This window comes from Actinophytocola sp. (genome assembly GCF_036002505.1).
Lineage (GTDB): Bacteria > Actinomycetota > Actinomycetes > Mycobacteriales > Pseudonocardiaceae > DASYTH01.
In genome coordinates, this window is record NZ_DASYTH010000327.1 from 1 (window position 1) to 9,241 (window position 9,241).

The 9,241-nt window shown below is 70.7% G+C and carries 8 protein-coding genes; 6 read left to right on the top strand and 2 right to left on the bottom strand.

Going from position 1 to position 9,241, the window contains the following annotated elements:
- The 5 genes from VGR06_RS28570 to eda all read left to right on the top strand — a co-directional run.
- Positions 1-611, top strand: a 611-nt coding sequence (locus VGR06_RS28570; protein ID WP_327562246.1) for a hypothetical protein, incomplete at its 5' end; no start/stop codon positions are given.
- Positions 612-629: 18 nt separating this feature from the next.
- Entirely contained in the window at positions 630-1,028 is a 399-nt protein-coding gene (locus tag VGR06_RS28575; RefSeq protein WP_327562247.1) for a VOC family protein, read from the top strand.
- A 4-nt stretch (positions 1,029-1,032) separates the two neighbouring features.
- Positions 1,033-1,983, top strand: a complete 951-nt coding sequence (locus tag VGR06_RS28580) for an ATP-dependent DNA ligase (RefSeq protein ID WP_327562248.1) — start codon at positions 1,033-1,035, stop codon at positions 1,981-1,983.
- Positions 1,984-2,083: 100 nt separating this feature from the next.
- Positions 2,084-3,910, top strand: a complete 1,827-nt coding sequence (gene edd, locus VGR06_RS28585) for a phosphogluconate dehydratase (RefSeq protein ID WP_327562249.1) — start codon at positions 2,084-2,086, stop codon at positions 3,908-3,910.
- A gap of 21 nt (positions 3,911-3,931) precedes the next feature.
- Positions 3,932-4,540, top strand: a complete 609-nt coding sequence (gene eda, locus VGR06_RS28590) for a bifunctional 4-hydroxy-2-oxoglutarate aldolase/2-dehydro-3-deoxy-phosphogluconate aldolase (RefSeq protein WP_327562253.1) — start codon at positions 3,932-3,934, stop codon at positions 4,538-4,540.
- Between the two features lie 408 nt (positions 4,541-4,948).
- Here eda and VGR06_RS28595 read toward each other — a convergent pair whose 3' ends face one another.
- Positions 4,949-6,766 carry an IPT/TIG domain-containing protein gene (locus VGR06_RS28595; protein ID WP_327562250.1) on the bottom strand — a complete coding sequence of 606 codons (1,818 nt, stop codon included), beginning with the start codon at positions 6,764-6,766 and terminating at the stop codon, positions 4,949-4,951.
- 579 nt (positions 6,767-7,345) lie between these two features.
- Here VGR06_RS28595 and VGR06_RS28600 point away from each other — a divergent pair.
- Positions 7,346-8,290 carry a hypothetical protein gene (locus VGR06_RS28600; RefSeq protein WP_327562251.1) on the top strand — a complete coding sequence of 315 codons (945 nt, stop codon included), beginning with the start codon at positions 7,346-7,348 and terminating at the stop codon, positions 8,288-8,290.
- Here VGR06_RS28600 and VGR06_RS28605 read toward each other — a convergent pair.
- Positions 8,255-9,241 (bottom strand): sensor histidine kinase (locus tag VGR06_RS28605; RefSeq protein WP_327562252.1); only part of this gene is annotated, 987 nt, incomplete at its 5' end. The two genes, VGR06_RS28600 and VGR06_RS28605, sit on opposite strands and share 36 nt — an antisense overlap.

Sequence of the window (9,241 nt, forward strand, 5' to 3'; positions counted from 1 at the left end):
TCAACCTGTACCTGCTCGTGGCCACTGCCGCCGCCTTCGCCGCCGTCACCTGGCTCGCCGTCGCCTCGACGCTCGCGGCCAGCCACAGCGAGGCGAGCCGTCAGGACGGCACGGCCCAGATCGAGGTGCTGGCCGCGGTCCGCGCCGCCGGGCTGCAGGCCCGCTCCGACGAGGCCATGATCGTGATCACGCACGACAACGGTGCCGACGAGTTCGTCGGCTTCTACGACCACAACAAGGCCGTGCTCACCACCGCCTTCGTCCGGGTGCCGACCCTGGTGCCGCAACCGGAAACCCGGGACGCCGTCAATGGCGTGTCGGCCAATCTGCAGGACTGGCTCGGTGCGCACCTCCAGCTCCGCGACCTCGACCGGGCCGGTCACACCGCGGAGGCGGTCGCCCTGCTGAGCGGTCACATCGCTGACCTGTCCCGGAGGTTCGACGAACAGGTCGGCGAGTTGCTCGACCAGGCCACCGAACGCCTCGCCACCAGCGCCCACAGTGCCCGGGAGGCTCTCGAGTGGACCGGCCTGGGCGTCGTGTTGCTGATGGGTGTGGTGGTCGTGGGCGCGACCGTCGGGATGAGCCGCCGGATCTCCGAGTACCACTGAGCATGGCACCATGCGCCGATGACACAGGACAATCCGGTCAGCGAGCTGCGCCTGGCCGTCACCGTCGCCGACTACCCGGCGGCGCTCGCGTTCTACCGGGACGCGCTCGGCCTGCCGGTGGTAGGCGTTTGGGACGGGGAGAACGGCCGAGGGTGCGCGCTCGACGCCGGGCGGGCCACCCTGGAGCTGCTCGACGAGACCCACGCGGCGTTCGTCGACCAGGTGGAGGTGGGCCGCCGGGTCGCCGGCCCGATCCGGGTGGCGCTGAGGGTCGCCGACTCCGCCGCCACCGCCCAGGTGCTCACCGGCGCCGGCGCCACCCAGCTCGCCCCACCCGCCGTGACCCCGTGGCACGACGTCAACGTCCGGCTTTCCGCCCCCGACGGCCTGCAGCTCACGCTGTTCAGTGCAGGATAAGGGGATGGCCGCTGATGAGGTGCGGGACGGGGTGGAGCTGAGCAGCCTCGGATCATCGCTGTTCGATGAGGCCGGCGCGACCAAACGGGACCTGGTGGACTACCTGGACGCGGTGGCCGGCCGGATCGTCCCGGAGCTCGCCGGCCGGCCGCTGACCGTCATGCGGATCCGCCCGGGTCAGGGCCCGTTCATGCAGAAGAATGTGCCGAAGTACACCCCGGACTGGATCCGCACCGTGGCGATCTGGGCGGAGACGTCCAAGCGCGAGGTCTCCTACGCGCTCTGCGACGACCGCCGCACCCTGCTGTGGTTCGCCAACCAGCGGGCCATCGAGTACCACCCCACGCTGGTCCACGCGGACGACTGGGAGCACCCGACGCACCTGGTGCTCGACCTCGACCCACCCGAGGATGCCGGGTTCGCCGCCGTGGTCGCCGCCGCCAACCTCGTCCGGCAGGCGCTGACCGACATCGGGCTCGCCGGCGCGGTGAAAACCAGCGGTGCCAAGGGTGCGCACATCTTCGTCCCGATCACCCCGCACCCCGGCCACGACGTCGCCGCCGCCACCCGGGCCATCGCCGCCCGCGCCGAACGCCTCGACCCGGCCATAGCGACCACCGCGTTCATCCGGGAAGACCGCGCCGGCAAGGTTTTCGTCGACTCCACCCGCGCCGGCGGCGCCACCGTGGTCGCCGCCTACAGCCCCCGCGTGCGCCCCGGCGTGCCGGTGTCCTTCCCCCTCACCTGGGACACCCTGGACTCGGCCAAACCCGCCGACTTCACCATCCACACCGCCCTCGACCTCCTCGGCGACCGCGACCCCTGGGCCGAAACCATGCCGGCGCCGCAGACCCTGCCCGCGGACCTGATCGAGGAGGGCCACACCATCCCGATCGCCCGCGTCCAGGCCATGCACGAGGGCAAACGCCGCCTGCGCGCCCGGGGAGCGGAGTAACCGGGTTAGGACGGGGTCAGCGAGACTCGAGTATCGGTCATTCCGGCGTGCCTAGCCTGGTGTTGTCCGGCATCTGCTTGCCGAGCTGAAGAGGGACGCCATGATCGACCCGCATCCGGTCTTACGTGCGGTGACCGATCGCGTCGCGGCCCGCAGTGCCGAGTCCCGGACCGCCTACCTGAGCCGGATCCGCGCGGCCGGGTCCCCGGGCCCGGCCCGCGCCGGACTCGGCTGCGCCAACCTGGCGCACGGCTTCGCCGCCGCCGGGCCGGCCGACAAGGTGGCGCTGCGCACGTCGAGGAAGCCCAACATCGCGATCGTGTCGGCCTACAACGACATGCTGTCCGCGCACAAACCGTTCGACGACTATCCCCGGAAGCTGCGGCGCGCCGTGGCCGAGGCGGGCGGCATCGCGCAGTTCGCCGGTGGGGTGCCGGCCATGTGCGACGGGATCACGCAGGGCCGGGCCGGCATGGAGCTCTCGCTGTTCAGCCGGGACGTCATCGCCATGGCCACCGCGCTGGCACTCGCGCACGACATGTTCGACGGCGCGCTGATGCTCGGGGTGTGCGACAAGATCGTGCCCGGTCTGGTGATCGGCGCGCTGTCCTTCGGGCACCTGCCGGTGGTCTTCGTGCCGGCCGGGCCGATGGTCTCCGGCCTGCCCAACGCGGAGAAGAGCCGGATCCGCCAGCTGCACGCCGAAGGCAAGGCCGGGCGGGAGGAGTTGCTCGAGGCCGAGGCCGCCTCCTACCACGGCCTCGGCACGTGCACCTTCTACGGCACGGCGAACTCCAACCAGCTGCTCATGGAGGTGATGGGCCTGCACCTGCCGGGTGCGAGCTTTGTCAACCCGGGCACCCCGCTCCGGGACGCGTTGACCGTGGCCGCCGGGCAGGCGGTCACGGGCTCGACCGCGCTGGGGGAGTCCTACCGGCCGATCGGTGAGTTGCTTGACGAGCGGGCCCTGGTCAACGGCGTGGTGGCGCTGCTCGCCACCGGGGGATCGACCAACCACACCCTGCATCTGGTGGCCATGGCCGCGGCCGCCGGCATCCAACTGCGCTGGGACGATTTCGCCGAGCTGTCGGGTGTGGTGCCGCTGCTCACCCGGATGTACCCGAACGGCACGGCCGACGTGAACCATTTCCACGCCGCGGGTGGCATGGCCTACCTGATCAGCGAGCTGCTCGAGGCCGGCCTGGTGCACCCGGACACCCGCACGGTCACCGGCAGCACCCTGGACGAGGGTTACCGCGACGAACCCGCGCTCGACGGCGGCACGCTGGTCTGGCGACCGGGACCGGCGCAGAGCCACGACAAGCGGGTGCTGCGCGGGGTGGCGGACCCGTTCGCCCCGGACGGCGGGCTGCGCATCCTCACCGGCAACCTGGGGCGCAGCGTCATCAAGGTTTCCGCGGTCCGGCCTGAGCATCACGTCGTCCAGGCCACCGCCAGGGTGTTCGACGACCAGGCCGATTTCCTCACCGCGTTCCACGCCGGTGAGCTCGAACGCGACCTGATCGCGGTCATCCGCTACCAGGGGCCGCAGGCCAACGGCATGCCCGAGCTGCACCGGCTCACCCCCGCGCTGGGCGTGCTGCAGGACCGGGGGCACGACGTCGCGATCGTCACCGACGGGCGGATGTCCGGCGCGTCCGGCAAGGTGCCGGCCGCGATCCACCTCACCCCGGAGGCCGCCGCCGGCGGTCCGATCGCCCGGATCCGCGACGGCGATCCACTGCGCCTCGACGCCGAGCAGGGGACGCTGGACGTGCTGGTCGACGCCGCCGAGTTCACCGCACGACCGGTCGCCGGCGGTGTGCGCTCACCAGGCACCGGTACCGGGCGCGAGCTCTTCGCCATGTTCCGGCACGCGGTCGGTCCGGCCGACCACGGGGCGACCGTGTTCGACCACGACATCTGAGGAGGGCCCGCCGTGGGCTCAGTGCTGGACATATCCCCGGTCATCCCGGTCGCGGTGATCGACGACGCCGGGACCGCGGTGCCGGTGGCCAGGGCGCTGGTCGCGGGCGGGGTGGCGGTCATCGAGGTCACCCTGCGCACCCCGGCCGCGCTGGACGCGATCCGGCGCATTGCCGACGAGGTGCCCGGGATCAGCGTCGGCGTCGGCACCGTCACCACACCGGCACAACTCGAGGAGGCCGCATCGGCCGGCGCCAGCTTCGTGGTCAGCCCGGGATGCACGCCGCGCCTGCTCGACGCCATGACCGCCAGCGGGTTGCCGTGCCTACCCGGCGCCGCCACCGTCTCGGAGATGCTCACCCTGCTCGAGCACGGCTTCACCGAGCTGAAGTTCTTCCCCGCCACCGCGGCCGGCGGCCTCGCCTACCTCAGATCGGTCGCCGCACCCTTACCGGGTCTGCGCTTCTGCCCGACCGGTGGCCTCACCCCGGAGACCGCGCCCGACTACCTCGCCCTGCCCAACGTGGCCTGCGTCGGCGGGAGCTGGCTCACCCCCGCCGACGCGATCGCCGCCGGCGACTGGACGACCATCCGGAGCCTCGCCGCCCGAGCCGCGGCACTGACCCCCTGAACCACCCTTCAGGACATCGAACCGCGCCATGACGTCGCCGAGCGCCGGCGGTCCATCAGCTCAATTCGGTTTGGGCACGATGAGGCGCGATGCAGGGCCGTTTCAAGATCGTTTGAGCAGCGCCTCAGGCGGTGCTACCCGAGGCCGGTGGCGTGCCGGTGGTGCTGGAAGTCTGCGACATCTCAGTGTCACTGTGGAACGGGTGCGGGGAAGGCGTCCTTTGTCACGCTGAGCGTGAGGAAAGCGTCCTTCGTCGCACGACTTCGAGCCACTGGAGTACCTGGCGTCACTACAGTCCCATCAGCAACAGCAACCACTCAGGTGATCTTGAAACAGCCGTGGGGCGCGATGCTGCCGCCGGGCAATTGGTTGGACCGTCCAGCGGCAGCATCGGTCGGTTGGAACTCCTTACAGGATTCGGATGAGCGGGGCGGTTCCGGTCGCCGGTGCGAGGGTGGGCGTGCCGGCGAAGGTGGCCGTGTACCGGAGGTTCAGCAGCGCCGCCAGGACCGGGCACAGCCCTTGGCAGGTCGCGGTGCCATGGCTGTCGGTCATCGCGGAGCAGACGGTGGTGCCGCCCACGCTGAACGTGATCGTCTGGCCGGGTACGGGTTGTCCGGTCACGGTGTCGGTCAGGGTGGCCGACAGCCTCAGGTTGAGCGTGAGCTGGCCAAGCGTGATCGAGAACAGGACCGGTTCCGCGGTCAGGCGGGTGCCGTCCGGAGTGTAGGTGTAGCGGTCGGCGGCCGTCACGGGGCTGGTGCCGGCGGGGGTCGTGACGGTGACGTCCACGGTGCCGCTCCCGGCCGGGGCGGTGGCGGTGATCGAGGTGTCGCTGTTCACCGTGAAGGTGGTGGCCGGGGCGGTGCCGAAGGCCACGGCGGAGGCGCCGGACATGTCGGTGCCGGTGATCGTGACCCGGGTGCCACCGGCCGCAGGGCCCTGGTTCGGGGCCAGGGCGGTGATGGTCGGGGCCGGTTTGTCGTAGGTGTAGCGGTCGGCCGCGGTCACCGGGCTGGTGCCGGCGGGGGTGGTGACCGTGACGTCGACGGTGCCGTCGGGGTGTGCCGGGATGGTCGCGGTGACGGTCAAGTCGTTGATCACCTTCACGTTCGTGGCGGGGGTGGTGCCGAACCGGACGGTGCCGGTGCCGGCCAGGTGGGTGCCGGTGATCGTGATGGTGCCGCCGCCGGCCTCCGGGCCGTGGCCGGGGTCGAGCGCGGTGACCGCGGGCGCGACGGTGGCGGTCGCGAGGGCGAAGGGCACGTTGCCCACCGGGACCGTGGCGGTGACGGCGTTGGTGGCCGTGTCGATCACCGACAGGGTGTTGCCGTTGCCGTTGGTGACGTAGGCGCTGCCACCGGCCGGGTCCACGAGCACACCGGTCGGCGTGGCGCCGACGGGCACCGTGCCGGTCACGGCGTTGGTCGCGGTGTCGATCACCGAGACCGTGTTGGTGTTCTGGCTGGCCACGTAGGCGTGCGTGCCGTCGGGTGTGATCGACACCGATCCCGGGCCACCGGCAACCGGAATGAGGGCGGTGATCGTGTTGGTGCCGGTGTCGATCACGGAGACGTTGTCGCCGTTGAAGTTGGCGGTGTAGGCGCGCGATCCGTCCGGGGTGACCGCCACACTGCTCGGGGTCCGGGCAGCGGCATCGGTGATGGTGGCGATGACCGTGTTCGTGCCGGTGTCGATGACCGAGACCGAGCTGCCGACGAAGTTGGCCACATAGGCGCGGGCGCCGTCGGGGGTCAATGCGATACCGAAGGGCTGATTACCGACCTGCACGGTCGCGGTCACCGTGTTCGTCGCCGTGTCGATCACGTCGACACCACCCACACCGGGGACGACGAAGCGGCCGACATAGGCGTGGGTGCCATCCGGGGAAATGGCGACCGGCCCCGGGAACCGGCCGACCGGGACGGTGGCCGTCACGGTGTTGGTGCCGGTGTCGATGACCGACACCGTGTTGCTCCCGTTATTGGTGACATAGACGCTGTTGCCATCCGGCGACACGGCCGCCCCCTCAGGAAAACTGCCGACGGGGATGGTCGCGACGACGGTGCCCGTGCCCGGGTCGTAGGCCGATACCGAGTTGCCGCGCAGGTTGGCGACATAGACCAGCCGCTGCGCCGGCGCAGCGGGTGCCGGTGCGACCACCGCCACCACGCTCGTCACACACAGCAGCGCACCGGTGATCAGCACGGTGACGGCACGGCGCACCCGGCGATGCCAGGGTCTCTCGAATGGCCTGAGGAAGGTCTGGACAAGCATCATGAACCTTTCCGGAAATGGGCAAGGGTTGTAACAAAGACCGCGTACGTTAACATCGCCCGCCATCATCAATGCTTGACAGAGCCCGCAGAATGGCTCCTCCATCGAATCCCAGGTCGCCCAATAGGCGCACCTGTTCACCCGTTTCAACCCGCGGTCACGCCCTGGGAACTCGCTACCGTGCATCGTTTCCCGCATCAGCGGCCATACGGGTGAATGCAAGGATGCGGACGAGTGAATCCGGTCAACAGTTGCCACTGTCCCGGGACGGTCCTCGCGCATGTTTGCCTCTGGCGTCGCCGTGTTGGCTTGTGGCGTTGGTGTGTTGGCCGGTGGCGGGCTTGAGGACGGCTGCTGCCTTCGTGATGGGCCAACACAGCGACGTGAGCGGCCAACACAGCGACGCAGCGGGCCAACACGCCGACGCGAGGCGCCAACACGTACGGTTGTGCCATGGCTGGCCTCCCTCGGCCACCGGGCGGGAAAACGGGTCGACGCTGGTCGGGGGTGGGTGGGACGATCGGGCCGATGCTCCGGGAGATCGCCTGTGACGAGTCCGGGTCGGAGGGTGAGAAGCTCGTCGGTGGCAACACCGACGTGTTCGCTCACGCCGGGGTGTGCCTGAGCAGAGCGGCGGCGGCGGAGATCGTGCTCGAAGCGCGGAGCCGGATCGCCTCTCCGGCGGTGGAATACAAGGCGAATCATCTGCTCCGGGAGAAAAACCGGGCGGTGCTCGAATGGTTCCTCGGCCCGGACGGTCCGATCTACGGCGTTGCCCATGTGTACCTTGTGGACAAGGCGTTCTTCCTCATCGGCAACCTCATGGACGTGTTGCTCGGTGAGGAGGTGGCGGCCACCGTGCACCAGGAGGGCCCGCGCACGTTCACGGCGCCGCGGTGGCAGGCCTTTCTCGAGGCGGCCAACGACCTGATGCGACCCAACAGACGTCCTCCAATACCGCAGACGGCGGTGGAGGATGTTTTCTTCGACCTGGTCGAGGTTATGGCCGTGGCGCCGGGACGGTTGGGCGGAATCCTGGAGCGCCTGCGCAAGGCCAGGCCGGAGGCGGAGGCCTTTCGCGCGCGGCTGTTCGACGATCCGCATTCGATTCGGGCGCTGGATCCGCTGATTCCGGCCATTGTGCGAACCGTGAGCTACTGGAGTGCGGACGGACGTCCGGTGGCCATCGTGCACGATGAGCAACCCGCGTTGACCCAGCGGCGCATTGCCGGCATCCAGGAGGTCCGCGGTCAGCTGGCGAGCCTGCGCATGGTCGACTCGCAGTCGGACGAACGGGTTCAGGTGGCCGACTACCTGGCCGGAACAGCGCGCAAGATCGCCTCGGAAGAGCTCAACGACCGGGGCGACGCGGAGCTCACCGCGTTGCTGCGGCCCTATGTGGACGCCGGGTCGATCTGGGCGGACGAGCGCAGCGGGTCATTGCTGGGCGTGCAGGGGAAGCCGGACGTGTAGGTCGGCGCCGACCGGGGCCGGCGCCGTCCAGATCCGGCCGCCGTGGGCCTCGACGATGCCGCGGGCGATGGCCAGGCCGAGCCCGGCGCCGCCGGTGTCGCGGTCCCGGGCGGGTTGCAGGCGGTGGAAGCGGGTGAAGACGGCGTCGCGGTCGGCTTCGGGGATGCCGTCGCCGTCGTCGGCGATGACCAGCTCGGCGACCGAGGTGTCCGCGGTGAGGCCGACCGTGATCACCGACGCGGCATGCCGCTCGGCGTTGTCGAGGAGGTTGCGGATGACCCGGCGGAGGTCCTCCGGGCGGCCGGGGAGGCGGGCCGCGGACAGCGCCGAGAGGTCCACCGACACCCGGCCACGGGCCCGGACGAGGTCCACTTCGGACAGTACGAGTTCGTCGAGGTCGACCGGCTCGAACGGGCGGTGGTCGTCGGCGCGGGACAGGGTGAGCAGCTCGTCGGTGAGCCGGTCCAGCCGGGTGCCCTCGCGGTGCACGGAGCGGGCGAGCGCCAGCCAGTCGGTGTCGGCCGAGTGCGCGAGGCCGACCTCGAGCTGGGTGAGGATGGCGGCGAGCGGGCTGCGCAACTCGTGCGCGGCGTCGCCGGCGAACCGGTGCTCCAGCTCGTGGGCCCGCTGCAGCCGGGCGAGCATGGCGTTCATCGTGCTGGCGAGGCGGCCGAGCTCGTCGGCGGCGGGCGGCTCGGGCACCCTCCGGTCCAGGTCGTCCGCGGTGATCTCGGCGACCTGCCGGCGCATCGCCTCGACCGGCCGCAGGGTGCGGCCGACCAGGAGCCAGGAGGCCGCGCCGATGATCACCAGGAGCACCGGGACGGCGATCAGCAGGGCGGAGGTGGTGGCGTCCACGCCCTCGGTCACCGTCTCCAGCGAGCTGGCCGCGTACACCGCCACCGGTTTTCCGTCCAAAGGGGGGTGTGGGGGCTGAGCCTCCTCGGGGGT